We start from the raw sequence: 11,955 nt of genomic DNA, 5'->3' as shown, positions 1-11,955 counted from the left end.
GGGGAACGTTGATGTGGCCCTTCGCCATGGGGAGCCCCACCGCGTCCACGCTGGCGTGCGGTTTCGGCTACTGACACTGGCGCCATCCGAGTTGCCGGAATCGGGACGGAGCCGCAACCGGACCCGATCGCCTGGGACATGACGGAGGTCGCCCCCGGACATCGCGGTGTCAATTTCGTCAGCCGGGCCATGCCGGGCTGCCTGAACTTCCTTGCGGCCGTGGTGTGGCCAGGCATCATGTGGCGCGACCGTTCCGCGGCGTCCGGCATCGGAACGCCTGCGGTTGTCCGTGGAGCGGCTCGGTTCATGCTGCACGGCGACATGGTCATCCCCCCTCCGTTCCGGTTTGACCCGTCGCAAGCCACGGCTGACCATGACAGGCTGCAACCCTCGCGCAAGATTCCGGCATCGTCGAATAATCGGATCAGATGAGGCTCTTATCGGGTTTCGGGGTGGTGAATGTCGAGGGGTAGCACCAAGGCCAAGTCTCTGATCTGATGGGATGAAGATGCAATCCGGTCGGTCCGAGGAGCCTACGCAATCATGGCCGTATCCGATGTAGTCAACCTCTCGGGCTGGAGCGAGCTATGGGGGAAACTGGGTGACGACGGCCTGAGTGAGGCGGCGTATCGAGGCGGGTGACGAGCCTGCCAGAACCTCCCGAAGGAGCGATACGCCATGACGAGCCATACCAGGGTTGTTGCCCTCCGTCAGCCCGATGAGGTGGATGACCCGCTGACAGCGGTGCTGAGGAGCGGCGCCCGGCGTCTGCTGGCCCAGGCGGTGGAAGCGGAAGCCGAGGCATTCCTGGCCGAAATGAGTGGTCTGTGGCTGCCGGACGGGCGTGAGCGGCTGGTGCGACACGGGTATGGGCCCGAACGCCTGGTGCAGACTGGCATTGGGCCGGTTCCGGTGCGGCGGGTGAAGCTGCGCGATCGCGGCGCCGCGTCGGAAGCGGAGCGGATCCGTTTTACCTCGGCGCTGCTGCCGCGCTGGGCGCGGCGGACGCGCAGCCTGGACGCGCTGTTGCCGATCCTCTACCTGCGTGGGGTCTCGATGGGCGATTTCCAGGAGGCGCTGACGGCGCTGCTCGGCCCGGAGGCGCCGAACCTGTCGCCTGCGGTCATTGGCCGTCTGCGGGACGAATGGCAGTCCGACTATACCCGCTGGCAGCGCCGCGACCTGTCGGCCCGGCATTACGTCTATTTCTGGGCCGATGGCGTCTATCTACAGGCGCGCATGGAGCCGCAGGCCGAGTGCATGTTGGTCCTGATCGGCGCCACCCCGGAGGGCAAGAAGGAACTCGTGGGCTTTCAGGTCGGGATGCGCGAGAGCGCACAGAGCTGGCACGAGCTGCTGGTCGACCTCAAGGCCCGCGGGCTGGCGGTCGCGCCGCGGCTGGCCACCGGAGATGGAAGTCTCGGCTTCTGGAAAGCACTGGGGGAGGTGTTCCCGACCACCCGGCATCAGCGCTGCTGGGTGCATAAAACCGCGAATATCCTCGACAAGCTGCCCAAGTCGGTTCAGCCCGCGGTCAAGCATGACCTGCGCGAGATCTGGCAGGCGCCTGACCGTGCCACGGCCGAGGACGCCGTGGATACGTTCGCCGAGAAATATGCGGCGAAATACGCCAAGGCCGTTGCCTGCCTGCTCAAGGACCGTGACGCGCTGCTGACCTTCTACGACTTCCCAGCCGAGCACTGGGATCATCTGCGCACATCGAACCCGATTGAAAGCGTGTTCGCCACCGTTCGCCTGCGCACGGTGCGGACCAAGGGCGCGCTCTCGCAGGACACTGCCCGCCTCATGGTTTTCAAACTGGTGATGATGGCTGCCAAGACATGGCGCCGCCTGAAGGGTGAGAACCAGTTGCCGAAGGTCGTCCGAGGTGTCAGATTCCGCAACGGCCTCGAGGTCATCGAGGCCCCAGTGCAGACCGCCGCCTGATCGGGCCGTCACCCAATTTCCAGCATAGCTCCTGGACGCCCCCGCCCCTGGTGTCCACAGGCCCACCATCCGCATCTCTGGCTACGATCTCGTTCATGCTGGACTTCACCATACCCGCCTCCTCTCGGACAAATCGCTGTCCAGGGAAACCGGGTGCAGCTCAGAAGCAACTGGCCGCGGTGGATGTGGCACCTACATCCGAGGACCCGGCCGAACTGGTCGCCGACAAAGGGTATCATGCGCGCGCCACACTGAAGGTCCTGGACGATGGCCCGTGGAAGACCCGCATTTGCCGAGCCGAAGCGCAAGCAATGCCTGCGCTGGCATGGCGACGAGGCGGCCCGCCGCGCGGTCTACAACAACCGTGCCCGCCTGCTGTCCGGGGTGGCACGGGAAGCCTTCAAGCTGCGGACCGAATGGGTCGAGCGAAGTTTCGCCCTGACCCTCGATCGCGGCGGGATGCGACGGGTCTGGCTACGCGGTCGGGAGAAGGTCCAGAAGCGCTACCTGATCCACGTCGCAGGCTACAACTTAGGATTGATCATGCGGCTCCTGACCGGGGCAGAAACACCCCGGGGGCTCCGGGACCGAGCTTCTGTCTGGCTTGGCGCCGTTGTCACACCGAATGGCGCGCTGGTCTTGCTGTTCTCGTCGTCAGCCTTCAGCCATACCCGTTCAGCTGAAGGTCGACTTCTTCAACGGGCTGGTAGGCTTCCCGAATCGCGACAGTGTCATCAGCGGTAACCATGAATATCCTGCCACGATGCACATATGTGGGTGAAACGGACAAGTCGGCCATTGGGGAATGCGGAGGGGACGGCCGACGCGGCAGGGATTACGTTTGAGGAGCCGCACTGGCCGACCTGACCCATGCGGTTTCACAAAACGGATCAGGCTGGCGGCATTCCAAACGGAACCGCCTCTCATGTCTGCCCAAGAATTCTCAGAAATTTTCAGTGTTCGGCATCGGCTCGCATGCAAAAGCGAGCGCGTTATAACATCCGTATCTCAAGCTGAACTGCACCGGCTGTTCGCGGCGCTGAAAGCCAGGGTGGATGCCGCGGTGTTCCTGGCACAGGACGGCAACCGTGTCCCCGAGATGCCGGGTGGGAGGACCTATGAGGCGTGCGCTGCTCTCCGTCGTCGCTGGTTTTGCCCTACTTTCTTCTGCCCGAGCCGCCGAACTGGAAGGCGTCACGCTGCCAGACGAGCAATGGATTGGGCGCACCGAGCTGCGGCTCAATGGCATAGCGCTCCGGAGCTACTCCGTCCTGCAGATCCCGATCTATGTCGGCGGCCTCTATCTGGTGCACCCGGATAGCGATCCCGAGCGCATCCTTCGCTCCACGGACATGAAACTGCTGGACATACGATTCCTCCGCGACGTGGACCAGGAGAGGGCCCGGGCGGCATGGCGCGAGGGGTTCGACCGGAATTGCGACTCCCCTTGTGACCTGTCGTCGGCCGAGGTGGCGCGGTTTCTCGCCGCCGTGCCGGCCGTGCGCAAGGGGGACCGGTTCACCATCCTCTTCACTCCCAGTGGGGCAGAGATCAGCGTGAACCAACGGCCTCTCGGCAGGATTGCAAACCGGCGGTTCGCCACGGTCATGCTGGCGACGTTTATTGGCCCTCACCCACCAACCTCGCGCGTGAAGCGCGAACTGCTCGGCTCACGCACCCAGGCCAACGGGTGACAGCGTAGCGGATGCTCCCCAAAACCGTGTTGCCCATGGCAGGTCGGCCAGCACCGTCGTCAGCTCCATCTTCGCGGCCGCGAAACCGGTGCTCGTGTTCGCAACAGGCCACCTCAGAGAACGAATTAAGAGTTAACGAATTAAGAGTTTCTGCGGCGCGAAGCCGCCGCGGAAGCTCGGTTGGACGGACGCGGGGCACGGGCGGCGGGCCGGTGGCTATGGGGATTTCACCCAGGCCGTTGGATGGCGCGGGCGCTGATCGCCATTCGGCAGCGGCGATCTGAAGCATTCGGCCGCGGAGCAGCGGTCCGGAGCGGCGGGTTTGGGCAATGGGATGGCAGCGTCTGGGTCACGATGACGGTCATTGGCGGCGGCGAGGACAGAGGTAGCGTGTGGCGTACCGGAGCGCGCAAGGGCGAGACGGCATGACGACGGATGCGTCGACTGGGGGTTACGCTCCCATGGCCTGTCTCCGTGGCAGCGTGCGGATGAAGATCAGCCGCCCCTGGTGACAGTGCGGGCAGATCCTGGGCTCGATCGGCGGCGTGGTGGTCACCTCGGCGTCGGCAGGCTCAGGCGGCATCACGGTTTCCGGCAACGGCGCGGCCGGCGGCGCCTGCAGCTGCAGCATCCGGGCGGCATCCTCGCGGTGGGTGGGATGCCACAAGCCGAAGTACCGGATCTTGTGCAAACCGCGCGGCAGCACGTGTTGGAGGAAGCGGCGCATGAACTCCTCGCTGCTAAGCCGGCAGGCGCGCCGCTGCCCGCTCTTGCGGTCGCGCCAAGTGAAGGTGACGCCGCCATCATCGAGGCCGGTGATGCGGGCGTTGGTAATGGCGACGCGGAAAACATAGCGGGCGAGGTAGTCGAGCACGGCCTGCTCGCCTTGCCCCCAGGCGGTGAGGTGGGCGATCCAGTCGGTGTGCCAGATCACGTCGGGGACCACCAAGTCGGGGCAGCGTTGCCGCAACAGGGCGCGGACCTTGCCGCGCACCTTGCGGGACTGTCTCATGATTGGGGGTGGAAACAAATAGGTGATAATCTATGGCGCTATTCTCTCGATGGGATGGCGCGGGTGGCATGGGTTGTACGGCTGGTGGGGACCGGTGCTGATAGCGATGGCCAGGGCACGGACGTGATGGAGATCGCGAAGCCGGCTGATCTTCGCGACATCGCCAATCTGGGTCTGAACCTGGCCGAGGCAAAAGAACTGCTGGCCGCCATCCAGCGCGAGGTGGTCGCTGCCCAGGCCAGGGAACATGCTGTACGGCGGCCGACTTGCCGATCCTGCGGCGGCGTCTGTCACATGAAGGACTACCGTCAGCATCGGATTGCAACCCTGTTCGGCCAGGTGATCGTACGGCTGCCGCGGTTCTGCTGCGGCAGCTGTGGCGGGGTCGAGAGCGGTGTTGACTGGCCATCGCATTGCCGATCGGCTCCTGAACTCGATCGCCTGCAAGCCCATCTTTCGGCGCTGATGACCTACCGCGTGGCGGCCGGCGTGTTGGAGCAGCTGTTCCCACTCGAGGCTGGCAAGACTCACGAGACCCTGCGCCGCCATACCATGACGCTTGGCGAGCAGTTGCGGCATCCCCCGGGGGCCACGCCCGTGACGCCCGCGGCGGCGATTTCCATCAGCGTGGACTCGACGTTCATCCGCAGCTGCGAGGAGGCTGAGCGGCATCTGGAGGTCAGGGTCGGCAACGTTGAGACCGACGCAGGCAATCGACAGGTGTTCGGAGCCGTAGCTGGAGTGAAGACGGATCTCGTGGCGCTGATCGGCCAAAGGCTGGACAGCGTCGGTCGAACTGACGCCACGACACTGACCGGCTTTACCGACGGCTGCGCCGGTCTGCGCTCGATCCTGGTCGCCAGCGGCGTCGCCGAGCCACCCATTCTTGATTGGTTTCACATCGCGATGCGGCTGCAACACCTGGAGCAAACCGCTGGCGCCTTGTCAACCGACACTCCGGTGCGGCGAGAGGCGAAGGCAGTGATCGTGACGGAAGTCGACCGGCTGCGCTGGCGTCTGTGGAACGGCAAGGCCAAGGATGCTCAGGTCAGCATCGAGCGCATCCGCAAAGTCATGCACGCGTTCCAGGGGGAAGTGGCAGGGCACCCATCGCATGTGCCGTCATCGCGTAAGCTGTGGACTGCATTGTTGGCGCTGGACGGCTATCTGGTCGGTCAGGCCAACTGGATGGTCAACTACGCCGAGCGCCATCGTGCCGGTCTGCGGGTCGGGACAGCCATCACCGAAGGCACCGCCAATTTCCTGGTAAACCGCCGGATGAACAAGTCGCAGCATATGCGTTGGACCCGTCATGGTGCAGATCTTCTGCTGCAGGTTCGCTGCGCTGTCTACAACGGCACCTTCGGTCCCAGCTTCGGGCAACGCTTTCAGATCGCCAACGGTCAGCATCCGCCAGCAGCCCTCGCGGCCTGACCCCCAATCATGAGACAGTCCCGCCGCGGCTGAGCCACGAGGCTCTGCGTGCATTAGCGAGATGGATGGCGAGCCGCAATGAGCGGTCCGAAGCAGGTAGGGATCCGGTGGCAAGACCTGCCGCGCGAGCGACGGCGGCATCTGACCGTGCTGGTCGGCAAGTTGGTTCGCCAACGTCTGGCGGATCCGGAGGCAGATCATGAGCACGAGCACGTCGAGCCCCGCCTTACTGCCGACAGACAAGATCAAGAGTCGGCATCGTGAGCGACATGCGGTCGTCTACGTCCGGCAATCGACGGTGCGTCAGGTTCTGCAACACCAAGAGTCCACGCGCTTGCAATACGCGCTGGCCAACCGCGCCCGCCAACTCGGGTGGGGGCAGGACCAAGTCATCATCATTGATGACGATCTTGGACGCTCAGCGGCATCTACGTTGCACCGTCCTGGCTTTCAGCGCCTTGTTGCCGAAGTTGGACTTGGCCATGTTGGCTTGGTGCTTGGCATTGAAGTCTCTCGTCTGGCTCGTTCCTGCCGTGACTGGCATCAGTTGCTGGAAATGTGCGCCCTGTTCGATACGCTCATTGCGGATGCGGATGGCGTGTACGATCGGTCATGTTGGTGCCCTCATTTGCTCGTGCTTGTTACGAAGTTGATGTGATCGATTTTGCCTAATCTCAGCTTCTTCAGGACGTCTATGGTCTTTTTGGTGTCAGGAAATAGGTAGCGCTTCGCTGCAACATCACGAACAATGACAATTGTTCCGTTGCGGACATGGTGCTCGATCCAACCGCGTGACACCTGCAGCCGCCTCGCCAGCTCAGACATGGTAAGCCATCCCGGAATGTGCCGGGGATGTGTCCGGCTGGCGCCGCGCAAAACCCGATGACGCTGTCGAAAGACCTGCACGGTACGTGCCAGGACATGATGGCAGCGAGGCGAGCGGTACCCTTCGCTGGTCAGGACGTTAGCCACTTCGGCATCAGTCAGGCCTTGGCGAGCCAGTTCAAGCATTCGGGCCTGCATGTCAGCGGCGCGAGAGAGAGCATGCAGAGCATACACCTTCGGCTCGACCTGTGCTTCGGAGACCTCACCACCACGCCAGACGATGCGGATGTCAATGCGTTCAGGGGACGTCCGATGCAGGATGACTTTCTCGATCAGGCAGCGTAGCAGTGCCTTCTTTTGCGATCGATCCATACCGGCTTGGTGCCATATAGCAGGCAGCTGCGAGCCGAGGGCAAGGAAGTTGTCACGCTCTTCGGAGGTCAGCGCGTCCGGCTGAGTGCGCGATGCACGGTGCAGCGTCAGTGCCTCCTCGGCTTCTCGCAGCTCGCGCAATGCGGCCTCCCAGCGGTGCTCCAGTTCCGATGCGACCAGGCGATTGTCAGGATCAACACGGTTGAACTGTCGCTCGGCGAGCAATGCTTGGTAGCGCAGGCGCTCCACTTGCTGTGCCTCAGCGCGATCCAGTGCGTCCTCCGTTTGCCGCCGGGTGTCCTGCGCCCGTTGCCAGGCCTCAAGTTCCTCCTGGCTGACCGTGGCGAAAAACGCAGCCACCACCTGCGCGTCGATCGGATCCGCAGGGAGGTGCTGGCACAACGGCCCACCCTGGCTCCGCTGGAGAAAGTTACAGACGTAGCGGTTGGCGTTCTTGTACTCCACGGCCATCTTGTGGCCGCAACGGCCGCACCAGACAATGCCCTGCAGCAGGGCCGCACCATCGCGCGGCACGCCACGGGTTCTGTTGCGGACGTACTCCGCGTGGTTGTCGCGCAGCATGGCCTGGATCCGTTCAAAGTCGGCCCACCCGATGTAGGCAGGATAACGGTCTTTCACGATGACTTTCCACTCCTCCATGGGACGGCGAGTGGTGATCGTCTTGCCGTTGGCGTAGGTGGCGCCGCAGGACCGGGTGCGGCCGTAGACAAATGCGCCTGCATAGGCAGGATTCTTCAGAATCCTGCTGATTATGCTATCTGTCGGTGTCCGCCAGACCACCTCACCGAATCGATCAAGCCGCGGCACGGCAAGCCCGCGATGCCGAAAGGAGCGGAGCAGCTTACCGACTGAGCCCAATTCCAGGAAAGTGGCGAAGACCAAGCTGATCCGTTCCTGGACTTCGCGGTCGGGGTGCTTCGTCACTACACCATGTGGGCCGCGCACCAGACCTACGGGCAGGATCAGAGCCAAGTCACCACGCTCGGCTTTGCTCAAAAGCCCAGCGGTCAGGCGGCCGCGTAGAGTGTGCAACTCAACTTCGGAGATCGTCCCTTTTAATCCCAAGAGAAGCCGGCCATTCGCCGAGCCCGGGTCGTACACACCATCGCGATCGCCGATCAAACATCGCCGGTAACCACACAAGTCCAGCAGCGGGTACCAATCTGAGCAGTTTCTTGCAAGCCTGGTGACCTCGTAGGAAAGGATAATGCCGACCTCACCGAGCGTCACACGTGCGATCAGATCTTTGAACCCCTCACGTTGCGTGGCGGTCGCTCCACTGCGGCCAAGATCGGTGTCAATCACCTCGATGTCGGCTTCGTGCCAGCCAAGATCCTGCGCACGCTGGCGCAATGCATACTGCAGCCGCAGGCTTTCTTGGTTGCTCAGCACCTGTTGGGGCGTTGACTGGCGAATGTAGATCACTGCCTTCCGACTCAGGTGCCCGACCGTTACAAGCTCTGACATCATGGCTTTTCTCCCGTCGCACGAAGCGAGGTTTCCGACGCCGGCTCGGCATCGTTCTCGACCTGCTTGGCAACGGGAGTTTCGATGATTGCAGGCGGACTCGTCTCTCTTTGTAATGCGAGACGAATCAAATCTCGAATGGCTTCCAATGACAGCCTGCTGGTTGGCAGGGATGGTGATGCCGGAGAGAGATTGGTTGCCCTGATCGGCAGTTTCAGCAGCACATCGCCGCGGTACACGACATGGGCGTGGCCGCTCACAGCCGAGCCCGTTGTGGTTGCCAAAACGAACTCTTGTCGAAACAACGGGTGAGTCGGATCTGTAACGGTTACTTTTTCCAGCTGATCACGCACCAGACAAATAGGGGTATCGGCCTGTGCGCTCTTACGACGCGGCGAATTTCAATGACCGGCTTCTGCTCGGCTTGAAGGGCACGATGTCGGAGGCGGAGTTGCACATCCTCAACTCGACTTTCGCCATTTTCGGGATGCTCGCTGCGGCTGACGGATGGGGTCACTTGAAGGCGACGCGATCCAGAAGCCGGTTGTCGAGAGCGTCACGGTAGACCTCGGCGGCGAAGCGGCTTTCGTCGGCTGCGCCTGCCTGATCCGACCGGCATGAGACCTGCCCGCCGGTGACCAGCTTGTCGATAGTCTGCTGCTGCACCGGCACGATCAAGCCATTGGTCATGGCGAAGCAGTCTGGCTGCAAGATCCGGGCGGCGAATACCCAGCCGTTTGCAACGCTCGCCTGCATGCCTTCGTCGATCAGCCACAGCGCGGATCCATTCCGAAGATCGCTCACCATGAGGCCGGTGACGTCGTGGCGGCGCTCGACACGCCAAAGCGAGAAGCGGGCCAGACGCAATGCCTCGAGCGTGAGTGCCTCATCGGAACCGACCGGCAGCGGGGTGGCACGCGCGTAGCGGTCGATGGCGCGCGAACGACCTGCCCTGGCAGTGTAAAGAGCAAACTCGTAGAGCACCGAGAGCTCCTTGACGTCGTCGACAACCAGCGATGGCCCGGCCCGCATTCCCAGGCGCCGCGCCTGGTCGAGCATCGTGTCCGCGGCCAGGAACCGCAGCGCGGCCCTGTGATGGTCGGTAGTGATCGCGCGCAGGCGGCGATACCGATGGAGGATTTCCCGGCGTGTCATTCCTGCCTCCCGAGGCGACAAGCTCACGCAACGCGACCGGCGCGACAGGACGGCGCAACGCCGGTGACCCGATTTTGAGAGACGCCGGGATTCCCCGCCAGCCCGTCTGTGCCGAAGCTTGCCAGCGCGTCGTACGGGGAGAACCAGATGTCGGCAACTGACGCCGGGGGGTTCGCAGCAGGCAGGCTGGGAACCTGGATGCAGCCATTCGAGGCGGCGTTCACCGCGCCGACCTGGCAGCGCGTGCTGGTCCTGGTGGCGGGCGCGATCCTCGTCCCGGGTCGGCGGACGATCGCGTCCGTGCTGCGCGTCATGGGACTGGGCCAGGTCCGACGCTTCAGCAACTACCACCGCGTGCTGAGCCGCAACACATGGTCCGACCGCTGGTTGTCTGGCTGCCTGCTCCGCCTCCTCGTCGACACCTTCGTCCCGAAGGGCGAGCCGGTCGTGATCGGCCCCGACGACACGATCGAGCGGCGATGGGGGATCAAAATCAAGGCACGTGGCATTTACCGCGATCCGGTACGCTCCTCACGCGGCCATTTCGTCAAGGCGAGCGGCCTGCGCTGGCTTTCGTTCATGGTGCTGCCTGAGATCCCGTGGGCCGGGCGCGTCTGGGCGCTGCCATTCCTGACCATCTTGGCCCCCTCGCTGCGGTATTGGCAGACGCACAGGCCGGGAGAGCGCCAGTACAAAAAGCTCACCGATTGGGCGCGGCAGGGTCTGATCCAGGCGGCCCTCTGGCTCCCGGACCGGCGCGTCATCGGCGTCGGCGACGCCAGCTTCGCTGCCATCGAGCTGCTCAACGACGTGCGCCCTTGGGTCACCATGATCACCCGCCTGCGGCTCGACGCCGGACTTTACCACCCACCACCGCGGCGAAGGCCCGGCCAGCGCGGGCGCCCGCGCCTCGTCGGCAAGCGCCAACCCACATTGAAGCAACGCCTCGCCAACCCGAGAACACGCTGGTGTCCTCTGCAGGTGACCGGATGGTATGGTCGTGGCGAAAGAACCCTCGAGATCGTCTCCGGCACCGCCCTATGGCACAAGCCCGGCCACCGCGTTCCGATCCGCTACGTCCTGGTGCGCGACCCGAAGGGCAAACTCGAGCCGCAAGCGTTCCTCTGCACCGACCTCCAGGCTGATCCGCTCGACATCCTCCGTTGGTTTGTTCGCCGCTGGTCGGTCGAGGTCACTTTTTCCGAGGTCCGTCGTCACCTCGGCGTCGAAACCCAACGGCAGTGGTCCGACCTGGCGATCGCCCGTACCACGCCGTTCCTGCTCAGCTTGTTTTCGCTGGTCACGCTGTGGGCCAATAACCTGTACGCCACGCGCCCACCTGCGGTTCGGCTCGCGAGCTGGTACCGGAAATCACTGCCAACCTTCAGCGACGCCCTTGCCGCCGTGCGGCGGCAGCTATGGACTCATGGCAATTTACGAGGGTCCCGGCAGATGTTCGATCCGACAAAAATTCCTGCAGCCACACTCAACACCTTGATAGACTTGGCCTGCTACGCCGCTTGAAATGGCGAATGTCCAGCTCAAGGCGCGCATGCATGAGGGACGCCGTGCCAAGGCCGCGCGAGGTGAACTCATCATCGGCCTGCCACGTGGCTACGTGCTGCGCCCTTCGGGGGAGGTCGCGCTGGATCCGGATGAGCAGGTCCGCTCAACGGTGCAGCTGGTATTCGATGTGTTCGAGCGCCGGCGCTCGGTTCATGGGGTGCTGCAGTATCTGGTTGACCATGACATCCAGCTCCCTGACCGCGTGCGCTCCGGACCGGACAAGGGGGAGGTCCGCTGGAACCGGCCGAACCAGGCGACAATCGGCGACATGCTGCGCCATCCCGCCTATGCTGGAGCCTATGTTTACGGCCGGCGTCGGATGGAGCGCAGGTACCAGGTGCCCGACAAGCCGCACAGCGGACGGCGTTTCATCCGTGCGCCGGAGCAGTGGGCGGTGCTGCGCCGGGATTGCTGGCCAGGCTACATCGACTGGGAAACCTACGCGCGCAACCAGGAGCAAAT

General features: G+C 63.7%; 12 protein-coding genes. 8 read left to right on the top strand and 4 right to left on the bottom strand.

Translation table 11 applies throughout. The features are described 5' to 3' along the window. Positions 1-138 precede the first annotated feature (138 nt). The 4 genes from NBY65_RS30075 (at position 139) to NBY65_RS30060 (ending at position 3,641) form a co-directional block, all read left to right on the top strand. The gene (locus NBY65_RS30075; protein ID WP_150045424.1) at positions 139-432 is read left to right on the top strand and encodes a hypothetical protein; all 294 of its coding nucleotides are present in this window, start codon (positions 139-141) and stop codon (positions 430-432) included. Positions 433-678: 246 nt separating this feature from the next. Next, entirely contained in the window at positions 679-1,947 is a 1,269-nt protein-coding gene (locus NBY65_RS30070; RefSeq protein ID WP_250265966.1) for an IS256 family transposase, read from the top strand. A 267-nt stretch (positions 1,948-2,214) separates the two neighbouring features. After that, positions 2,215-2,691 (top strand): transposase, encoded by a 477-nt coding sequence (locus NBY65_RS30065; protein WP_203330777.1) that lies wholly within the window; start codon positions 2,215-2,217, stop codon positions 2,689-2,691. Between the two features lie 374 nt (positions 2,692-3,065). After that, a complete protein-coding gene (locus NBY65_RS30060) occupies positions 3,066-3,641 on the top strand; it encodes a chalcone isomerase family protein (protein ID WP_162530933.1) in 576 nt (191 codons plus the stop codon). A 451-nt stretch (positions 3,642-4,092) separates the two neighbouring features. On the opposite strand, the gene NBY65_RS30055 is transcribed toward NBY65_RS30060, so the two are convergent. After that, positions 4,093-4,635: a transposase gene (locus NBY65_RS30055; protein WP_162530932.1), complete on the bottom strand. Its 543-nt coding sequence runs from the start codon at positions 4,633-4,635 to the stop codon at positions 4,093-4,095. Positions 4,636-4,779: 144 nt separating this feature from the next. On the opposite strand from NBY65_RS30055, the gene NBY65_RS30050 reads away from it, so the two are divergent. Next, on the top strand, positions 4,780-6,087 hold the full coding sequence (locus NBY65_RS30050; protein ID WP_203330778.1) for an ISKra4 family transposase: 1,308 nt from the start codon (positions 4,780-4,782) through the stop codon (positions 6,085-6,087). Between the two features lie 199 nt (positions 6,088-6,286). Then, positions 6,287-6,745 carry a recombinase family protein gene (locus tag NBY65_RS30045; protein WP_150045798.1) on the top strand — a complete coding sequence of 153 codons (459 nt, stop codon included), beginning with the start codon at positions 6,287-6,289 and terminating at the stop codon, positions 6,743-6,745. Here NBY65_RS30045 and NBY65_RS30040 read toward each other — a convergent pair. The 3 genes from NBY65_RS30040 to NBY65_RS30030 all read right to left on the bottom strand — a co-directional run bounded on the left by NBY65_RS30040 (position 6,712) and on the right by NBY65_RS30030 (position 9,927). Then, positions 6,712-8,775 carry a recombinase family protein gene (locus NBY65_RS30040; RefSeq protein ID WP_250265964.1) on the bottom strand — a complete coding sequence of 688 codons (2,064 nt, stop codon included), beginning with the start codon at positions 8,773-8,775 and terminating at the stop codon, positions 6,712-6,714. The genes NBY65_RS30045 and NBY65_RS30040 overlap by 34 nt on opposite strands. After that, on the bottom strand, positions 8,772-9,125 hold the full coding sequence (locus tag NBY65_RS30035) for a hypothetical protein (protein ID WP_250265963.1): 354 nt from the start codon (positions 9,123-9,125) through the stop codon (positions 8,772-8,774). The genes NBY65_RS30040 and NBY65_RS30035 overlap by 4 nt, the downstream gene beginning before the upstream one ends. Before the next feature lie 160 nt (positions 9,126-9,285). Then, the gene (locus NBY65_RS30030; protein ID WP_150045837.1) at positions 9,286-9,927 is read right to left on the bottom strand and encodes a hypothetical protein; all 642 of its coding nucleotides are present in this window, start codon (positions 9,925-9,927) and stop codon (positions 9,286-9,288) included. 147 nt (positions 9,928-10,074) lie between these two features. Here NBY65_RS30030 and NBY65_RS30025 point away from each other — a divergent pair, with 147 nt between their 5' ends. Beyond that, positions 10,075-11,451 carry an IS701 family transposase gene (locus tag NBY65_RS30025; protein ID WP_150045838.1) on the top strand — a complete coding sequence of 459 codons (1,377 nt, stop codon included), beginning with the start codon at positions 10,075-10,077 and terminating at the stop codon, positions 11,449-11,451. A 1-nt stretch (position 11,452) separates the two neighbouring features. Then, positions 11,453-11,955: recombinase family protein (locus NBY65_RS30020; protein WP_250265962.1), on the top strand; the 503-nt coding region annotated here is incomplete at its 3' end.

This window comes from Rhodovastum atsumiense, from assembly GCF_937425535.1.
Lineage (GTDB): Bacteria > Pseudomonadota > Alphaproteobacteria > Acetobacterales > Acetobacteraceae > Rhodovastum > Rhodovastum atsumiense.
This window is presented reverse-complemented; position numbering and strand designations above follow the sequence as displayed.